The organism is Rhizobium laguerreae (assembly GCF_019778565.1).
Classification (GTDB): Bacteria; Pseudomonadota; Alphaproteobacteria; order Rhizobiales; family Rhizobiaceae; genus Rhizobium; species Rhizobium laguerreae.
In genome coordinates this window covers 136,765-154,139 of record NZ_JAAXQT010000009.1, presented here as the reverse complement: position 1 = coordinate 154,139, position 17,375 = coordinate 136,765, and the positions used below count along the sequence as shown (strand labels likewise).

The window sequence follows — 17,375 nt, the reverse complement described above, 5'->3', positions numbered from 1 at the left end:
GATGAAGGTTCTGATCGTCGAGGACGACCCGCTGCACCGGTCCTATCTGCACGAGGCGGTCAACGCGGCTCTGCCGGAATGCGACACGGTGATCGAGGCGGAGAACGGAACCGTCGGCGAGAAGCTCGCCCGCGACCACAAGTCGGCGCATATCGTCATGGACCTGCAGATGGCGAACCGCAACGGCATCGAAGCGGCGCGCACCATCTGGAAGGAGCGGCCGGAGACCCGGATCCTGTTCTGGTCGAATTACTCGGACGAGGCCTATGTGCGCGGCGTCTCCCGCATCGTGCCGGATGGCGCCGCCTATGGTTATGTGCTGAAATCCGCCTCCGACGAGCGACTGAAACTTGCGCTACGCTCGATCTTCATCGAGAGCCAATGCGTCATCGACCGCGAGGTGCGGGGCCTGCAGCAGAAGAGCCTCGGCCAGACGAACGGCTTTACCGATTCCGAATACGAGATCCTCGTCGATATCGCGCTTGGCCTCACCGACCGGGCCATCGCCAAACGTCGGGGCCTTTCGCTGCGCAGCGTGCAGAACCGCCTGCAGCAGCTCTACGACAAGCTCGACGTCTACCAGAGCGCTGGCGACGACCACGAGGACGGCCGCTTCAATCTGCGCGCCCGCGCCGTCACCGTCGCTTTCCTGCGCAAACTCCTGAACTATAGCGCTCTGGAGCGGGCCGAGGCAGAGCTGCAGGAGTGGCTGGAGGGAAAGTAGTTTCCAGACATGGGAGGAATGACTGGGGATCAGAGAGGCGGGCTGCGGCCCTGCCTTTCACGGCGCATGAGCCAGCGCGATCGCATCGGCGGCTTCCTCGTAGCGATCGCCGAGCGTGCTGGTCGCGACACGGATATGACTGCTTGGCAGGACCGAGAATTTGCTGCCCGGATTGACGGCGATATTGCGTGCGGCGAGCGTCACCATCGCGAATGGTTCGGAGACGACGGGCACCCAGAGGCATAGGCCCTGGCCCGCCGGTATCGCTATGCCCCGTTCGCCGAGCGCGTCGGCAAGAGCGTCCCGCCTCTGCTGATAGATCTCACGCGCCTCGGCGATGAGCTGCCAGGTTGCCGGATCGCGCAATAGCCAGGCGGAGGCACCTTGGAGGATACGGCTGGTCCAGCCGGCGCTGAAGGAACGGTAAGATTGGATCTGGTCGACGATCGGCGCGGAACTCGACAGGACCGCGAGACGCAGATCCGGGCCGAGGCTTTTCGAGAGTGAGAGGATATGGATCGTCCGCTCCGCAAACCGGCCGCCCAGCGACTGCGGAGGTGCCGCTGACACGTCGCCGACGCCGTCATCCTCGATGACAAGCGTATCGCTGTCTTCCAGCACATCTCCGAGCTGATCGAGGCGGGATGAACTGACCGTAACGCCGGTCACCGAATGCAGCCGCGGCTGGAACAGAAAAGCCGTCGGACGCTGCTGCAATGCTTCGCGCAGCGACTCCGGCAGGGGGCCTTCGCCGTCGCAGGCGACAGGGATGATTTTCACGCCGAGATCTTCCAGAATATCGAGCAGCCGCATCGCGGTCGGATGTTCGATCGCGACCGACGAACCTGAGGACACCAGTGCATGCAATATCGTATAGACGGCGTTGTAACCGCCATTGGTGGCCAGAAAGGCTTCCGCCTCATAGGGCCATCGCTCTGAAACGGCGTCCTTCAACTCAGGGACGATCCGGCTGCGCTCATAGCTGTTGAGGTCATCAACGGACGCGCCATAGGCCATTGCTTCGGCGAGACGAGGAAGAAGTGCTGCATCCGGTCCGGCTAAGGTGAGGTCGAGCACACCTGCCGCATAATTTCCCGAGCTGGCGAGACGTTCCGGCTTGGCGACAAAGCGGTCGCCGCTGACCCAGGTGCCGTTGCGCCCCCGGCCGCTGATGATCTTCTGCCGCCGCAATTCGCTCCAGGCTTCGGAGATTGTTGCCGGACTGACTTGCAATTCGTAAGCGATATCGCGGATCGCCGGCAGGCGCGTCCCAATGGGCAGGACACCGGCACGGATCAGCGCACTCGTTTCGAGAGCGATCCCCCTGATGCTCCGGTCGGCTATTTTTTCGGCAAACCAGGAGGCTTCGACCGCGTCGCCCATTTTTTTCTCACTTTAAATGTTCAATAACGTAATAACATTTGTACTCACCATTTTGAACATTTAATTTGCCCCTCGTCGAGCAATTTTGTGAGTTTTTGCATGCCTGTGACGCTTCGCATCGCCCTTAGAGACTGGGATTACATGACACCGCTTGTGCTCGGTGATGTCAGCTCTTCCCGCCTCGATATCAAAGTGGATCGTGTGGGCACGCTGGTCTCCAACCTTGCCGATGACATAGCGCATGACGCCGCGGAAATGTCCTTCAGCCGCTATTCGCAGATGCGTCATGAGGGCGATGATCGGGTCATTGGCATGCCGAACTTCATCATGCGCGGCTTCCGCCATCGCTGCATTATCACCGCCAAGGCCAGTCCGATCCGCAAGCTGTCCGATTTGGCCGGTAAGAACATCGGCGTGACCGGCTGGCGTGATTCCGGAAATACCTGGACCCGTGCCGCTCTGCGCCGGGAAGGCGTCGGCGTTGAGGATGCCATGTGGTATGCCGGGCGCCTGACGGAGGCTCATCCGATCGTCGACCGTCTCGATGGTTTTGGACGGCCTGGCCGCATCGAGGCTGCTCCCGGCGAGCGCCCGATGGTCGATCTCTTGCTGGATGGCGGGCTCGATGCTGTGTTCACGCCTTTCATGCCGAAAGGTTTCTTTGATCAGGAATCGCCGCTCCGCCAAGTGCTGGATGATTTCCGCGCCGCTGAAGTCGCTTACTTCCACGAAGTTGGCTACATCCCGGGCATGCATCTGATCGGCTTCAAGGCTGATATCGTCCAGGAGCATCCCTGGATCATGGATGAACTCAGTGCGCTGATCGACGAGTCCCAGCGTCTGTGGCTGGAAAAGCGTGAGAAATACGCCGACACCACGCCCTGGTTGATCGACGAACTGCGCCGCTGCGCGGCTGATCTGCCGCCGACCTGGAGAGCCAGCGGGCTTGCTGAGAACGAGGCAATGATCGCCGACTTTGCCGAGGAACTCTACGAACAGAAGATCATGCCGCGCCTTTTGACGCCCGCCGATCTGTTTCCGTGGCACACCAAAGCCCGATGAACAAGGCCTTGGGAAACCCTTCGCAGGCCTCATCGCTGAATTACCATTTTCGCAAAACCAAAAAGGGGAATGACATGCATTCGAAACTGATCGCTTCCGCCGCTCTGCTGGGTCTGATGATGACGACGTCGGTCTTCGCCCAGGAGGCGGCCGTGCCAAAGCAGACCGTCAACGACGCTCTTCGCGCCCGCCTGCCGGAGAAGATCCGCACGGACGGCAAGATGATCTCCGTCAACAACGGTTCCTTTCCTCCCTATGAGATCGTCACCGGTACGAAATTGACCGGCGCCAGCGCCGATCTGACCGATGCAATCGGCCAGATGCTCGGCGTTACGATCGAGCACGAAACCGTCAGCGGGTTGAGCGCGTTGCTCGCCGGCATCAATTCCGGCCGATACCAGTTCGCCTTCGGCCCGATCGGTGACTTCAAGAGCCGTGAAGAGGCCAATGATTTCGTCGACTGGGTTCAGGAATACGTGGTCTTCTCCGTCCAGAAGGGCAATCCGAAGGCCATCACCTCGCTCGAAAGCGCCTGCGGCAATCGCATTGCAGTTATGGCCGGCGGCTCCGCCGAAAAGGTGATCCAGGCCCAGGTTGAAAAATGCAAGACGGACGGCAAGTCTGCGCCCGAAGTGCAGTCCTATACCGATCAGCCGAGCTCGATCCTGGCAGTCCGCTCCAAACGCGCCGATGCCTTCTTCTCCTCGCAGGCACCGCTGACCTATTTCGTGTCTCAGGCAAATGGCCAGCTGGAATTGAGCGGCGTCGGCCAGAAAAACGGGTTCGAGGATCTTTATCAGGGCGCCGTCGTGCCGAAGGGCTCGCCACTCGGCCCCGTTCTGCTCGACTCGATCAAGGCGTTGATGGATAACGGCGCCTATGCCGCCATCATGAAGAAGTGGGGTCTTGAGAACAACATGATCAAGCAGCCCGGCATCAATCTTGGTGGAGCCCTGCCGAAATGAGCAACGATCGCACGACTGCTGCACCGCCTTTGGGCGGTGCAGACTTCCGGGACGTTGCCCATGCCCACAAGCCCTTTCAAACGGGCCGGCTCGTCCTATGGGTGGCCGTGCTCTTGATTGCCGCGAATTTCCTGTGGATCGTCGCTCATAACGAGAATTTCGGCTGGCCGGTCGTCGCGACCTATTTCTTCGATCCAACTGTCATCAGTGGCCTTTATGTCAGCCTGGGCCTGACAGTGGTCGCGATGGCCATCGGCATCGTTCTCGGCCTCGGACTGGCGATCGCCCGGCTGTCGAATGACCGGCTGGCACGTTCGCTGGCGTCGCTGTTCATCTGGTTCTTTCGCGGCACGCCGCTCCTGGTGCAGCTGATCTTCTGGTACAATCTCTCGACCCTCTTTCCCGAACTTTCGATCACCATTCCGTTCGGCCCGACCCTCGCCAGCTGGGAGACCAATTCGGTGATCACGCCGATGACGGCGGCAATCGTCGGCCTTGCCTTGAACGAAGCGGCCTACATGGCCGAGATCATCCGCGGCGGCCTGCTCTCAGTCGATCGCGGCCAGTTCGAGACGGCGGAAGCCTTCGGCATGACCAAGGCGAGGGCGCTGTGGCGGATCATCATTCCGCAGGCGATGCGCTCGATCGTGCCGCCGACGGGCAACCAGCTGATCAGCATGATCAAGGCAACCTCGCTCGTCAGCGTCATTGCCATGGCCGATCTGCTCTATTCCGTCCAGTCGATCTACAATCGCACCTTCGAGATCGTGCCGATGCTGCTGGTCGCGGTCCTCTGGTACTTGCTTATCACCTCCATCCTCAATCTCGGCCAGAGCTATATCGAGGCCTATTACGGCCGCAGCGAACGGCGCAACAATGCCACTGCCGCCAAATCCGAGACCCTTGCCGAGGAGGCAAGCCATTGACCGGTGCCGAAATTGCAAAGCCTCTCGTCAGAGCCCGCAACGTCCACAAGTCCTTCGACCAGCTCGAAGTGCTGAAGGGGATCGACCTCGACGTCATGCCGGGTGAAGTCGTCGTCGTGCTCGGCCCGTCCGGGTCGGGAAAATCGACCTTCCTGCGCTGCATCAACCATCTCGAGGCGATCGACAAAGGGTTCATCGAAGTCGATGGCGAACAGATCGGCTATCGCCTTCGCAAAGACCGACTGGAAAAGCTGTCCAGCAACGGAATCGCCAGCCAGCGGCGCAAGATCGGCATGGTGTTCCAGCAGTTCAATCTCTATCCGCATATGACGGTGCTGCAGAACATCGTCGAGGCTCCGATCGGCGTGCACGGAGAAAGCCGCACGGCCGCAACCGAGAACGCCCTGCGGCTTTTGGAGCGGGTGGGTCTGTCGGAAAAGGCTGGCAGCTATCCCCGCCAGCTCTCCGGCGGTCAGCAGCAGCGCGTCGCCATCGCCCGCGCCCTCGCGATCAAGCCGAAGCTGATGCTGTTCGACGAGCCCACCTCGGCGCTTGACCCGGAGCTGGTCGGCGAAGTTCTCTCCACCATGCGCGATCTCGCCAAACAGGGCCTGACGATGATCGTCGTGACCCACGAGATCGGTTTCGCCCGTGAGGCAGCCGATCGGGTCGTGTTCATGGACGGCGGCAATGTCGTCGAGATGGGCAAGCCCGAGGATGTTATCGGCAATCCGCAACATCCCCGGACCCAGGCTTTTCTCGCCCGTTTTCTCTGACTGATGTCAGCTTCTGCTTCGACACTTAGGCCGGAGCAATGCCCTTTTCGATCAAGACTGGATGTTTTCATGCCCACGCTCGACAATGCCTATGCCCGCGTTTCCGACTTCGAAGCCATGGAGGCGGAGCTGAAAGCGACCCGCCAATACCTGCATGCTCATCCGGAACTCTCCTTCGAAGAAGCGGAAACGGCCCGTTACGTCGCGGAAAAGCTGGTAGGCTGGGGATATGACGTGACCCGCAATGTCGGCGGTCATGGCGTCGTCGCCCGACTCAGCGCGGGCAAGGGCACCAAGAGCATCGCCATCCGCGCCGATATGGATGCGCTGCCGATCGTCGAGGAAACCGGACTTGCCTATGCCAGCGGCACCCCCGGCAAGATGCATGCCTGCGGTCATGACGGCCACACGACCGTGCTGCTCGGCGCAGCCGAATATCTCGCCCGCACCCGCCGCTTCAACGGCACGGTGACGCTGATCTTCCAGCCGGCGGAAGAGGCGAGCAAGAATAGCGGCGCCCAGGCGATGATCGCCGACGGCCTGTTCGAGCGGTTTCCGTTCGACGCGATCTTTGGCCTGCATAACCACCCCGGCGCTCCCGAAGGCACCATCCTGCTGCGATCCGGCCCGATGATGGCGGCGTCGGACACCGTCGAGATTACGATCAAGGGCAAAGGCGGCCATGCGTCGCGGCCGCACCTGACCGTCGATCCCGTGGTCGTGGCCTGCAACCTCGTCGTCTCGCTGCAGACCATCATCTCGCGCAACCTCGATCCGGCCCAGACGGCGGTCATCACCGTCGGCACGATCCATGCCGGCGATGCAGTCAATGTCATTCCGGAATATGCCAAGCTCGCATTGAGCGTGCGCTCCTTCGAGCCTGGCATTCGCGACCTCCTGCAGCAACGCATCACCAAGCTCGCCCGCTCGGTGGCAGAAGGGCACAATGCTTCCATCGAAATCGACTACGATCGCGGCAATCCTGTCGTGGTCAATTCGCCTGATGAGACGGATTTTGCCCGGATCGTCGCGATGGAACTGGTCGGCGAAGACAAGGTCGCGACGTGCCCGCTCATTCCCGGCAGCGAGGATTTCTCGCACTTTCTCGAGCACAAGCCGGGCAGCTTCCTGCGACTTGGCAATGGCATGAATTCCGCCATGCTGCATAGCCCCAAATATGATTTCGCCGATGCCGGCCTGACGGTTGGCGCGGCCATGTGGGCAAGGCTCGCGGAACGCTACCTCCAGGATGATGCATGAAGTCCCGGTCGCCCAGTTTGACGGCATCGCATTTGGAGCTTGCACTTTCAGTAGCGCAAAAGGATTTTGTAGCGAGACCATCACGTCAACATCTCTCGCCGCAATGCAGGATGCGCAGCATGATTGCCAACTATAACGACGCCGGACTCGACCTGTCATACGACCCCGAATTTTACGCCCTTATGGCGGAAAGCTTCGAACGAAGCGTAGGACGCCGTCTGGCGCCGGAAAGCCAAGGCGCCGAATGGCTTTACGACCGGTCGCCGGCAGTTGTCCTTGCCCACAACACCGACGCCGATCCGCGCTTCATCTACGCAAACCGCGCTGCCCAGGCCTGCTTCGAATATTCATGGGACGAGTTCGTCACTTTGCCATCGCGTCTTTCGGCGGAGGCGCCCGATCGCGCCGAACGTGAGAGGTTGTTGAATGCCGTGGCGGCGAATGGCTTTATCGCCGACTACCGCGGACTTCGCATCGCCAAGTCAGGGCGGCGTTTCTATATCGAAAAAGCCATCGTTTGGGATCTTGTCGACCGCAGCGGATGCCGTCGCGGTCAGGCTGCGACATTCGATTCCTGGCAAGACGTGCAGGCGGATTGAGCGCCGGCTGCGGAGACGCCGACCAGGCGCCGGATATGTCCGCAGCTTTGCAAACCATGTCGTTTGCCATTTGGTTGCCAAAAAACCATGATTGCGTCACATAGATCGCACATCGACACTCGGCATCAAGAATTGGATCAACGCTGAATGCGCATAGCCTACTTTTTCCTTGGTGCATTTCTTGCAATTGCACAGTCCGCATATGCTGAAGTTGCATCACCGCCTGCTCTGGCGCCGCTAAAGCGACAGGCGCAAGCCGCTGAGTTGAGCGCGCAATTTCTTTCGCGGTATAGCTACAAGCCCGTCCCACTCGACGACGCCTTGTCGGCTAGGATCATGGATGGGTTCATCAAGTCACTTGATCCGGACCGCATGCTCTTCCTGCAAGCCGACATCGACGGATTCATGTCCGACCGCAGCGAGATCGATGATGCCATCGAGGAGAGAGACTTGAAGATCCCGTTTGCGATCTTCAAAGCGTATCAGCAGCGCGTTGTCGACCGCATGAACTATGCGCGCAACCTGCTTAAGCAGGACTTCGATTTCAGCGCGCAGGAAGATTATTCGGTGCTGCGCGATAAAGCGCCGTGGCCGCAGTCGGAGGCCGAGAGCAATGAGCTTTGGCGCAAGCGCGTCAAGAGCGACTGGTTGCGGTTGAAACTGGGCGGCCAAAACGACGCGGCCATTCGCGAAACACTCGACAAACGTTATGAAAACACACTCGAGCGCGCTTACAAGTTCAAAAGCGACGACGTTTTCCAATCGTTCATGGACGCCTACGCAACGTCGATCGATCCGCACACGGACTATTTCGGTACGGCCGCTTCAGCCGACTTCAATGTCTCGATGAAGCTTTCGCTGTTTGGTATCGGTGCGGTCCTGCAGGAGCGCGACGATTACACGACGATCCGCGAGCTCGTGCCTGGCGGGCCGGCACAGCTGTCCGGCAAGCTCTCGGTCGGAGATCGAATTACCGGCGTTGGCCAAGGCAAGGACGGCGCAATCAAGGACGTGGTGGGCACGCGCCTTGATGAAGTCGTGCAGATGATACGCGGGAAAAAAGGTTCCGTCGTGCGTTTGGACATCCTGCCGGCAGATGCCGGAGCTGAGGGCACGCATCGCGTCATCAGCCTGGTGCGCGATAAGATCAGTCTCGACAAGCAGGCCGCCCGGAAGACTGTACTGTCCGTAAAAGCGGGCGACGTCACGCGTAAAATCGGGATCATTACTCTGCCGGTATTCTATGAGGATTTTGAAGCCAAGCGCAAAGGGGATGAGGATTACAAAAGCGCAAGCCGCGATGTCGCCAAGCTTCTCGACGAACTGAAGGAAGAAAAAGTCGACAGCGTTCTCATCGACCTGCGCAACAATGGCGGCGGTTCATTGGACGAGGCAATTGATTTGACCGGTCTGTTCATCGGCAATGGCCCGGTCGTTCAGCAACGCGGCAGCGATGGCAAGGTCGAGGTGAGGAGCTCGGAGCTTGCAGCGCCCGTCTGGACAGGCCCGGTGGGTGTCCTGATCAATCGCGGGTCGGCGTCGGCCTCCGAGATTTTTGCCGCGGCAATCCAGGATTACGGCCGAGGCGTGATCGTCGGCGAACCAAGTTTCGGGAAGGGCACCGTTCAGACCGTCGTCGATCTTGACCGGATCGTCCGCAACAGCAAACCCGAGTTAGGGGAGCTAAAGGTGACGATTGCCCAGTTTTTCCGGGTCAACGGCGGTACGACGCAGCTGCACGGCGTGACGCCCGATATCAGCTTGCCAGGACTTTTCGATCCGGCGAGCTTCGGCGAGACCAGTTATGACAATGCCCTGCCGTGGGCGCAGATCAAACCTGCGAAGTACACGGCTGTCGACACGGTCACGACGTTGCTGCCGACATTGCAAAGCCGCCATGATGCGCGGGTTGAGAGCGATCCGGACTACCAACGCCTGATAAAAGACATTGCCGACCTCAAGGTGCAGCGCGAAAAAGGGGTCGTTTCCCTCAATGAAGTCGAACGTCGCAAAGAAGCGACGGCTCGCGAGAAACGGTTCAAGGATCGAGCGAAAGCAGGGGATGGCGAGGATCTTGGAGATGACGGCCTGGAGGCAGGCGAGCGCAGCCTGAGCGCTGATATTGCCATCGAGAATGCCCGCAAGAATGCAAAAGACGTCTTGCTGAACGAGGCCGCCGCCATTCTTGCAGACGAGGCGGATCTGCAGGAAGGCGTGCTCAAGGCAGCCGCAAAACAATCGGGCAACACGGACGGAAAGTAGTCGTACCGGAACGGCGCAACGGGTCCACGATCAGGATCTGCAAGCCACCGGCCCGGTTACCGCATTATCGCTGAAGGTTATGATGCCGAAATTCTGCTGCGCTGGGGCGATGCCGTGCTGCCGGGTGCCCCGCAATTCGATCCGGCGAAGCAGACGGCCGATGCACAGAACAAGCAGTTCGGCTACAACAATGATTATGTCGGCTTCATTCCGCTCGAAGGATCCAGCGAGCACGGCCTGCTCGTCGTCAATCATGAATACACCAACCCGCATCTGATGTTCCCCGGCCTCGTCCAGGTGGTCGACGGCAAGATCAAGCAGGGCGCGCTCAGCAAGGAACAGGTGGATGTCGAGATGGCGGCCCACGGCGGCACTATCGTCGAGATCCGCAAGACGGGTGGCAAGTGGCGGGTCGTCGCCGACGGCAAGTATAATCGCCGCATCACCGCCAACACGCCGATGGAAATTACCGGCCCCGCCGCCGCAAACGATCGCCTGAAGACCAGTGCCGACACGACCGGCACCCGCGCCATCGGCACGATCAACAACTGCGCCGGCGGCGTGACGCCCTGGGGCACCTACATCATGGCCGAAGAGAATTTCCACGGCTATTTCTCCGGCGCATTGCCGGAAGGCCACAAGGAAGCCCCGAACTATAAGCGTTACGGCGTTCCGGAAGGCGCCTACGAGTGGGCCAATTTCTACGACCGCTTCGATCTTTCCAAGGAGCCGAACGAGCCGAACCGTTTCGGCTGGATCGTCGAGGTCGACGTCATGGACCCGACGTCGGCGCCGAAGAAGCGCACGGCGCTCGGCCGCACCAAGCATGAGGGCGCCGAGTCGATCGTCGCCAAGAACGGCAAAGTCGTCTTCTATCTCGGCGACGACGAGCGTTTCGACTATGTCTACAAGTTCGTGACCGACGGGACATTCAACCCGAATGATCGCGCCGCCAACATGAACCTGCTCGACAGCGGCACGCTCCATGTCGCCAAGTTCAACGAGGACGGCACCATGCAGTGGCTGCCGATGGTCTTCGGCCAGGGTCCGCTGACGGCGGAAAACGGTTTCACCAGCCAGGCCGACGTGCTGATCGAATGTCGTCGCGCCGGTGACGCGCTCGGCGCCACCAAGATGGACCGCCCGGAAGACGTCCAGCCGAACGGCGTCAACGGTAAGGTCTATGTCATGCTGACCAACAACACCCGCCGCAAGGCCGACCAGGTTGATGCCGCCAACCCGCGCGCGGAAAACGCCTTCGGCCACATCATCGAGATCTCTGAAAACGACGGCGACTTCACTGCCACATCAGGCAAGTGGGAAGTGCTGCTGAAGTGCGGCGATCCCTCGGTTGCGGCCGTCGGTGCGACCTTCTCGACCGAGACGACCAAGAACGGCTGGTTCGGCATGCCCGACAACTGCGCCGTCGATGCTGCCGGCCGCCTCTGGGTGTCGACCGACGGCAACAACAACAAGGCCACCGGCCGCACCGACGGTCTGTGGGCCGTCGATACGGAAGGGGCGGCGCGCGCCACCTCGAAACTGTTCTTCCGCGTGCCGGTCGGCGCCGAAATGTGCGGCCCGCTTTTCACGCCGGACGACGAGACCGCTTTCGTCGCCGTGCAGCATCCCGCCGATGGCGGCGAGGACTGGCCGGGCCATGGCCGCCCGTCCTATTACGAGGACCTTTCGACCCGCTGGCCGGACTTCAAGCCCGACATGCCAGTGCGACCTGCGGTCGTTGCAATCACCAAGGCCGGCGGCGGCAAGATTGCCGTCTGACGGTTGAACGCGGCGTCGAGGCGCAATGGGAGTGGTAGTCAGGCTACCAGCTAGCTGTGAAGGCCAGTTAGCTGCCGGGATGAGGGCATCATCCCGGCGCCCTTTTTTTTGAAGCTATCTGCACCTGTTCACGCTGCGTCGCCGTTTAGGTTTTCGAGCTACACACAGACCGTAGCAGGCCCGAAAATCATAGATCTTTCCACGAATGAGAGTTTATCCATTGGTGCCCGGCAGGCCGAAAGCCTGCTGAAAATATCGGCGAAAGACATGCATGGCCGGAGTGAAGTCGGTGTTGGCGCGCCAGGCGAGACCGACATCCATCGGTGGCACCGGATCCGTGATGTTGATCGTCTCGATCCGCCGGCCTTCCAGCGACCAGGGGCGGTGCACCATATCGGACAGGATCGCCACGCCGAGGTTGTTGGCGACCATGGAGCGTACCGCCTCGATCGACGAGGTGCGCAGCATCACGCGGGGTTGATAGGGCGTCGTGCTCCAATACTTCAATGATGAATAGGCCGCCTCGTCCACCGTCAGCATGATGTAGGGCTCCTCGGCGACGTCTTGCAGGCCAACGCCCGCGCGCTTCAGCAGCGGATGCTGCGCCGGCACCCAGAGCCTGCGGACGGAACGCAAAAGCGTCTCTGTGGTAAGTGCGTTATTCAGGATATTCGAGGTCAGCAGCACCGAAATGTCGTAGCGGTTGACCAGCAGGCCTTCCTCGATCGACTCGCGGTTCACCTCGTAAAGCTGGATACGGAGCTTGGGATAGAGCCGGCGCATGCGCTCGATGTGGAGTGGCAGAAAATAGCCGATGACGGTGTAGGTGGCCGCGACAGTCAGATCGCCCTCGATGTCGCTGCTGACATAGTTGAGGTGCGTCGCCTCATCGACCTTGGCGAGGATCTCGTAGGCGTAGGAAAGAAACTGCCGGCCAGCGACGGTCAGTTCCATGCCCTGTGGCATGCGGGTAAACAGTGCGACGCCGATTGACTTTTCCAGTTCCTTGATTGCGGTCGTTACTGCCGATTGCGAGATAGATAGTTGTGCAGCCGCATAGGAAATCTGTCCCTGCTCGGCCGTTGTGACGAAATAGCGGAGTTGGCGGAAACTGAGGCTCATGGTTCGGTATTTCCCATCAATTTATCTGAATTCAACCTCAAAAAATCCGATCGGCTGCATTTAGTTTATGCGCAGGGCCTCGCACTTCGGAGGCGAAATCAAACTAACTCTTTGGAAATAAACAAAACGCTTTTGCCTTTGATTTGAGCGCTAGTATCTATTTTATCGATAACGATGGCGCAAAAATTGAATTTTTCAATTCCCGTTTCGTCGCGTACGTTTTCGTCAGATGACAATGGCGGGAAGACAGTTTGAAAGATATCGTCGACATCAACTGCGATATGGGAGAGGCCTTCGGTCGCTGGCGGATCGGCGATACGCAGGATTCGCTGCTGATCTCTCACATCAGCTCGGCCAATATCGCCACCGGCTTCCATGCGGGCGACCCGAACCTCATCGACGAGACCGTGGCACTGGCCGCCGCCCATGGCGTCGGGATCGGCGCGCATCCCGGCTATAACGACCTGCAGGGCTTCGGCCGCCGCAAGATTGTCGGCAGCAGCAAGGAACTGGTCAACGACATCATCTACCAGGTGGGGGCGCTGCGCGAGTTCGCCCGCCGTCACAGCGTGCCGGTGCAGCATGTCAAGCCGCATGGCGCGCTTTACATGGAGATGGCGGTCAATTCGGATTTCGCACAGATCTTCGTCCAGTATCTGCGCACCGTCTCGCCGAACGCCTTTGTCTTCTGCATGGGCGGCTCGGCGACGCACAGGGCGGCGCTTGATGCCGGCCAGCCTGTGGTGCGCGAATTCTACGCAGACCGCGACTACGACGACAGCGGTTCGATCGTCTTTACTCGCGATGCCGGCCGCCCGGACCCGATGGTGCTGGCGCAGAAAGTCCTGCGCGCCTGCCAGGAAGGCAAGGTCCGCACGGTCACGGGCAACGATATCGACATCGACTTTGAATCCATCTGCTTTCATTCCGATACGCTCGGCGCGCTCGATATCGTTCTCAGCATGCGCGAGCTTCTGATCGGTGCGGGAATCCGGATCGCGCCGGTGTCGCAGATCCTTGGCCAATAGATTTTGCGGAGACCGACCATGAGCAAGATTGAAATTCGTTCGCCCCTGCCGGGCACTTTCTACCGGGCTTCCGCGCCCGATGCTCCGCCCTTCAAAGCGGACGGTGATGACGTCACCGAAGCCGAGACGATCGGCGTGATCGAAGTGATGAAGACATTCCAGGAAGTTCCGGCCGGTGTTACCGGCAAGACGATCACCTTCCTCGTCGATAATGAGGAGCCTGTCATGGCCGGGCAGATCATCGCGGAGGTCGAGGCATGACGATCCGCTCGGTGCTCATCGCCAATCGCGGGGAGATCGCCGTTCGCGTCATCAAGGCGGCGAAGGCGCTCGGCATCCGGACCGTGCAGGTGTATAGCGCAGCAGACGCAGATATGCAGGCGGTGCGGCTTGCCGACGAGGCGGTGAACATCGGCCCGCCGGCGCCGAAGAAATCCTATCTCGATATTGCGGCAGTGATCGCCGCCGCCAAGGCGGCCGGCGTCGATGCCGTGCATCCGGGCTACGGCTTTCTGTCCGAAAACGGCGATTTCGCCGATGCGGTGCGCGACGCCGGCATGATCTTTATCGGCCCCTCCGGCGATGCGATCCGCACGCTCGGCGACAAGGTTGCGGCGCGGCAGGTGGCAAAACGCGCAGATGTACCGACGGTACCCGGCAGCGACGGGCGTGTCGCCGGGCTCGACGACGCGCGGTTGCTCGCAGGCGAGATCGGTTTTCCCTTGATGATCAAGGCAGCGGCCGGTGGCGGCGGACGCGGCATCCGGATCGCCGACAGCATCGCCGAGCTCGAGCAGCAGCTTCCGCTGGCTTCGGCCGAGGCGCTGGCCGCTTTCGGCGACGGCGGACTTTATCTGGAAAAGGTCATCGGCCGCGCCCGGCACGTCGAGGTGCAGATCTTCGGCGACGGACAGAATTTCGTGCACTTCTTCGAACGCGAATGCTCGCTGCAGCGGCGGCGCCAGAAGGTATGGGAAGAGGCGCCCGCCTTTCTGCTGCCTGCCGACATACGCGAACGGCTTTGCATGAGTGCGGTGGCGCTCGCGCGCGAGGTCGGCTATTGCGGCGCCGGCACGGTCGAGTATCTCTACGACGACGAAACGGGCGACTTTTACTTCATCGAAGTCAACACCCGCATCCAGGTCGAACATCCTGTTACCGAGATGATCACCGGCTTCGATCTGGTGCAGGAGATGTTCAAGGTCGCGGGCGGCGCGGTCCTTTCGGTCGCACAGCGAGACATCGCGGTCAGCGGCCATGCGATCGAGTGCCGCATCAATGCCGAGGATCCGTTCAAGGCCTTCCAGCCGTCGCCGGGCATGATCACGTCGCTGTCCATTCCGGAAGGCGAGGGCATCCGGTTCGATACGATGCTCTACGAGGGCTACACGATCCCGCCTTTCTACGATTCCCTGCTCGGCAAGCTGATCGTGCACGCAGAGACACGCGAGGCCTGCCTTGAAAAGCTCGCCGCAGCGCTCGCGGCACTCACCATCGAAGGCGTGCCGACGACAGTGCCGCTGCATCTGGCGCTCGCCCGCGCCGCAATCGTCGCCACCGGCGCCTTTCATACCCGCTTTCTCGAACAATGGCTGGAGCACGATTTCCCCGCTTCGGCCGGCCGGACCCAGGAGGTCGCCTGATGCCTGCGCGATATACGTTCGGAGGTGACGAACACCTCTTCGTCGAATGCAGCAACGAGATGTCACTCGAGGCCTTCTTCAAGAGCCTGTCCATGGCGACGGCGGTCCGCGAAAGCCGGATCAAGGGCGTCACCGAGATCTGCCCGGCCAATGCCTCCTTCCAGGTGAAGTTCAATCCCGATCTCATCAAGCCTGACGACATCCTGCAGGAGGTCCAGGCGATCGAGGGCGTTGCGGAAAAATCCGAGCCGGTCCTGAGGACCCGCATCATCGAGATCCCGGTCTTCTACAATGATCCATGGACGCACGAGACGCTGATGCGCTTTCGCGAGCGGCATCAGGATCCTGGTGGAACCGATCTCGATTATGCTGCGCGGATCAATGGCTATGGCGCTGTCGAGGATTTCGTTGCCGCGCATGCGGGTTCGCCCTGGTTCGTGTCGATGGTCGGCTTCGTGGCCGGGCTACCCTTCATGTACCAGATGGTCGAGCGGCAGCGGCAGATCGAAGTGCCGAAATATCTGAGACCGCGCACCGATACGCCCAAACTGACGGTCGGCCATGGCGGCTGCTTCGGCTGCATCTATTCGGTGCGCGGCGCCGGCGGCTACCAGATGTTCGGCGTCACGCCGATGCCGATCTTCGACCCGACGCAGCAAACAAGTTACCTGCGCGATTTCATGGTGTTCTTCCGTCCTGGCGATATCGTCAAGTTCAAACCGGTCGATCGCGACGGTTACGACACGGCAGTCGAAGAGGTCGACAAGAGGCTCTTCAGCCCGCCGATCCGCGAGGTCCGGTTCGACCTTCGCGAATTCAGCAAGGATATCGACGGTTACAACGCCGCGCTGGAGGGCGTTCTCCATGGCCATTAAGGTGCTGCACCCGGGACTGTCGACCAGCGTTCAGGATCTCGGCCGTCCGGGCTATTTCCACCTCGGCATCCCGATCGGCGGCGCCATGGACCGCTACGCCATGCGCGCCGCCAATCTGCTCGTCGGCAACGACGAAGGGGCGGCGGGTCTGGAGGCGGTCTTCATGGGACCGAAGCTCGAATTCACCGAGGATGCTCTGGTGTCTATCACCGGCGCCGACATGCCGGCCAAGGTCGATGGTGTGGCGCAGCACGGCTGGACGGCTTTCAAAATCAAGGCCGGCCAGGTGCTGAGCTTCGACTTCCTGAAATCCGGCGCGCGCATTCTGATCGCGGTCTCGGGCGGCATCGATGTGCCGGAAGCACTGGGCAGTCGCTCCACCTATCCGATCGGTGCGCTTGGCGGCTTCAAGGGCAGGGCACTGGCGGCCGGTGACGAACTGCCGGTCGGAAAGGCCGACCTTGCCGAAGAAGGAAAAACCGTCGCCGAAGAGCTGCGGCGCAAGCCCCGAACCCCGGCAGAGCTGCGCGTGCTGCCAGGGCTCTACTGGGACCGGCTGACGGATGCCGCCAAGGCGAGCTTCTTCGCCGACGAGTGGAAGGTGGCGCCTGAGGCCGATCGCATGGGCTACCGCTTCCGCGGCGGGCGCAGGCTCGAATTTCTGGACCGCAAGCAGCCCTTCGGCGCCGGTTCGGATCCGTCGAACATCGTCGACAGCTGTTATCCCTACGGCTCGATCCAGATACCAGGCGGGACGGAGCCGATCATCCTCCATCGCGACGCGGTCTCTGGCGGCGGCTATTTCATGGTCGGCACGGTGATCTCGGCGGACATGGACCTCATCGGCCAGTTGCAGCCGCATACGCCGGCGCGCTTTGTCGAGGTGACGATGGACGAAGCGCTGAAGGCGAGGGCCGATCGAGCAGCACTGCTCGACCGCCTGCGCCAAAGCCTGTCGTGAGGTGATG

15 protein-coding genes and 1 pseudogene are annotated in these 17,375 nt (G+C 60.8%); 14 read left to right on the top strand and 2 right to left on the bottom strand.

Annotated features, from left to right (window positions below; all coding sequences use genetic code 11):
* Position 1: 1 nt before the first annotated feature.
* Complete coding sequence (locus tag HFO71_RS25635) at positions 2-724, top strand: response regulator transcription factor (protein WP_003562390.1); 723 nt, start codon at positions 2-4, stop codon at positions 722-724.
* Between the two features lie 57 nt (positions 725-781).
* On the opposite strand, the gene HFO71_RS25630 is transcribed toward HFO71_RS25635, so the two are convergent.
* On the bottom strand, positions 782-2,107 hold the full coding sequence (locus HFO71_RS25630; RefSeq protein WP_131641082.1) for an aminotransferase-like domain-containing protein: 1,326 nt from the start codon (positions 2,105-2,107) through the stop codon (positions 782-784).
* A gap of 99 nt (positions 2,108-2,206) precedes the next feature.
* Between HFO71_RS25630 and HFO71_RS25625 the strand changes: the two genes are divergently transcribed.
* From HFO71_RS25625 to HFO71_RS25590, 8 genes and pseudogenes are all read left to right on the top strand, one after another.
* Positions 2,207-3,169, top strand: a complete 963-nt coding sequence (locus tag HFO71_RS25625) for a substrate-binding domain-containing protein (RefSeq protein ID WP_221988569.1) — start codon at positions 2,207-2,209, stop codon at positions 3,167-3,169.
* 74 nt (positions 3,170-3,243) lie between these two features.
* Positions 3,244-4,134, top strand: coding sequence for an ABC transporter substrate-binding protein (locus HFO71_RS25620; protein ID WP_131641084.1), 891 nt, complete (start codon positions 3,244-3,246; stop codon positions 4,132-4,134).
* Positions 4,131-5,060, top strand: a complete 930-nt coding sequence (locus HFO71_RS25615) for an amino acid ABC transporter permease (protein WP_131641085.1) — start codon at positions 4,131-4,133, stop codon at positions 5,058-5,060. The genes HFO71_RS25620 and HFO71_RS25615 overlap by 4 nt, the downstream gene beginning before the upstream one ends.
* The gene (locus HFO71_RS25610; protein ID WP_131641086.1) at positions 5,057-5,836 is read left to right on the top strand and encodes an amino acid ABC transporter ATP-binding protein; all 780 of its coding nucleotides are present in this window, start codon (positions 5,057-5,059) and stop codon (positions 5,834-5,836) included. The genes HFO71_RS25615 and HFO71_RS25610 overlap by 4 nt, the downstream gene beginning before the upstream one ends.
* 69 nt (positions 5,837-5,905) lie before the next feature.
* Positions 5,906-7,096 (top strand): M20 aminoacylase family protein, encoded by a 1,191-nt coding sequence (locus HFO71_RS25605; RefSeq protein WP_131641087.1) that lies wholly within the window; start codon positions 5,906-5,908, stop codon positions 7,094-7,096.
* Between the two features lie 119 nt (positions 7,097-7,215).
* Positions 7,216-7,695 (top strand): MEKHLA domain-containing protein, encoded by a 480-nt coding sequence (locus tag HFO71_RS25600; RefSeq protein ID WP_165503781.1) that lies wholly within the window; start codon positions 7,216-7,218, stop codon positions 7,693-7,695.
* A 147-nt stretch (positions 7,696-7,842) separates the two neighbouring features.
* Positions 7,843-9,957 (top strand): carboxy terminal-processing peptidase, encoded by a 2,115-nt coding sequence (locus HFO71_RS25595; protein WP_221988568.1) that lies wholly within the window; start codon positions 7,843-7,845, stop codon positions 9,955-9,957.
* 66 nt (positions 9,958-10,023) lie between these two features.
* Positions 10,024-11,739, top strand: a pseudogene (locus HFO71_RS25590) (PhoX family protein); the annotation flags it as partial.
* A 213-nt stretch (positions 11,740-11,952) separates the two neighbouring features.
* On the opposite strand, the gene HFO71_RS25585 reads toward HFO71_RS25590, so the two are convergent.
* Positions 11,953-12,861 (bottom strand): LysR family transcriptional regulator, encoded by a 909-nt coding sequence (locus HFO71_RS25585; RefSeq protein WP_131641090.1) that lies wholly within the window; start codon positions 12,859-12,861, stop codon positions 11,953-11,955.
* A gap of 251 nt (positions 12,862-13,112) precedes the next feature.
* Between HFO71_RS25585 and HFO71_RS25580 the strand changes: the two genes are divergently transcribed.
* From HFO71_RS25580 to HFO71_RS25560, 5 genes are read left to right on the top strand one after another with little or no spacing between them, the layout of a single operon-like run.
* Positions 13,113-13,889: a 5-oxoprolinase subunit PxpA gene (locus HFO71_RS25580; protein WP_131641091.1), complete on the top strand. Its 777-nt coding sequence runs from the start codon at positions 13,113-13,115 to the stop codon at positions 13,887-13,889.
* 18 nt (positions 13,890-13,907) lie between these two features.
* Complete coding sequence (locus tag HFO71_RS25575; protein ID WP_131641092.1) at positions 13,908-14,150, top strand: acetyl-CoA carboxylase; 243 nt, start codon at positions 13,908-13,910, stop codon at positions 14,148-14,150.
* Positions 14,147-15,532: an acetyl-CoA carboxylase biotin carboxylase subunit gene (locus HFO71_RS25570; RefSeq protein ID WP_131663438.1), complete on the top strand. Its 1,386-nt coding sequence runs from the start codon at positions 14,147-14,149 to the stop codon at positions 15,530-15,532. The genes HFO71_RS25575 and HFO71_RS25570 overlap by 4 nt, the downstream gene beginning before the upstream one ends.
* Entirely contained in the window at positions 15,532-16,407 is an 876-nt protein-coding gene (locus HFO71_RS25565; RefSeq protein WP_221988567.1) for a 5-oxoprolinase subunit B family protein, read from the top strand. Before HFO71_RS25570 ends, HFO71_RS25565 begins: the two co-directional genes overlap by 1 nt.
* A complete protein-coding gene (locus HFO71_RS25560; RefSeq protein WP_168255583.1) occupies positions 16,397-17,368 on the top strand; it encodes a 5-oxoprolinase subunit C family protein in 972 nt (323 codons plus the stop codon). The genes HFO71_RS25565 and HFO71_RS25560 overlap by 11 nt, the downstream gene beginning before the upstream one ends.
* Positions 17,369-17,375: the final 7 nt, after the last annotated feature.